This is a genomic window from Vibrio sp. 1457, assembly GCF_033340195.1.
Taxonomy (GTDB): domain Bacteria; phylum Pseudomonadota; class Gammaproteobacteria; order Enterobacterales; family Vibrionaceae; genus Vibrio; species Vibrio alginolyticus.
Genome location: NZ_JAWOWA010000154.1, coordinates 1 through 1,025 on the forward strand (window position 1 = coordinate 1; position 1,025 = coordinate 1,025).

2 protein-coding genes are annotated in these 1,025 nt (G+C 54.4%); both read right to left on the reverse strand.

Going from position 1 to position 1,025, the window contains the following annotated elements; all coding sequences use genetic code 11:
* Nucleotides 1-678 (reverse strand): biotin carboxylase N-terminal domain-containing protein (locus R7Z41_RS24495; RefSeq protein WP_318141704.1); only part of this gene is annotated, 678 nt, incomplete at its 3' end.
* A gap of 10 nt (nucleotides 679-688) precedes the next feature.
* Nucleotides 689-1,025: acetyl-CoA carboxylase biotin carboxyl carrier protein (accB, locus tag R7Z41_RS24500; protein ID WP_318141705.1), on the reverse strand; the 337-nt coding region annotated here is incomplete at its 5' end.

Sequence of the window (1,025 nt, forward strand, 5' to 3'; positions counted from 1 at the left end):
CGCCAGATAGATAGCGTTGCCCTGACCGTCAGCCAGTACCTGAATCTCGACGTGGCGAGGATTTTCCAGGTATTTCTCCATGTAAACCATATCGTTGCTGAAAGCAGCTTTCGCTTCCGCACGGGTCATGGAGATGGATTGTGCCAGTTCAGCGTCGCCGCGCACTACGCGCATACCGCGACCGCCGCCGCCGCCGGAGGCTTTGATAATCACCGGATAACCAATGCGTTTAGCAATGGCACGGTTTTTATCCATATCGTCGCCCAGCGGGCCGTCAGAACCCGGTACGCAAGGGACGCCCGCTTTTTTCATCGCCGCGATTGCGGATACTTTGTCGCCCATCAGGCGAATGGTTTCTGCTTTCGGGCCAATGAAGATAAAGCCGGAGCGTTCAACCTGCTCGGCAAAGTTGGCGTTCTCGGAGAGGAAGCCGTAACCCGGATGGATTGCTACTGCGCCGGTGATTTCAGCGGCGCTGATGATTGCCGGGATGTTCAGATAACTTTTTACTGACGGAGCAGGGCCAATACAGACCGTTTCATCTGCCAGTAATACGTGTTTTAGATCGCGATCCGCGCTGGAGTGCACAGCGACAGTCTTGATGCCCAGTTCTTTACAGGCACGAAGAATACGCAATGCAATCTCGCCGCGGTTGGCAATAACAATTTTATCCAGCATGTTCGCCTCGTTACTCGATGACGACCAGCGGCTCGTCAAATTCTACCGGTTGTCCACTTTCGACCAGAATTGCTTTCACGGTACCGGATTTGTCCGCTTCGATCTGGTTCATCATTTTCATGGCTTCAACGATGCACAGGGTATCGCCCACGTTGACTTTCTGACCCACTTCGATGAACGCTTTTGCGTCCGGGCTTGGGGTGCGGTAGAAAGTACCAACCATCGGGGAGCGTACGATGTGACCACTGATTTCCGCTGCTGCTGGCGCTTCCATGGAAGGAACGGTCGCCGGAGCGGCTGCGTTAGATTGAGCTGGCTGCTGCATCATTGGTGCAGCGTAAGCTTGT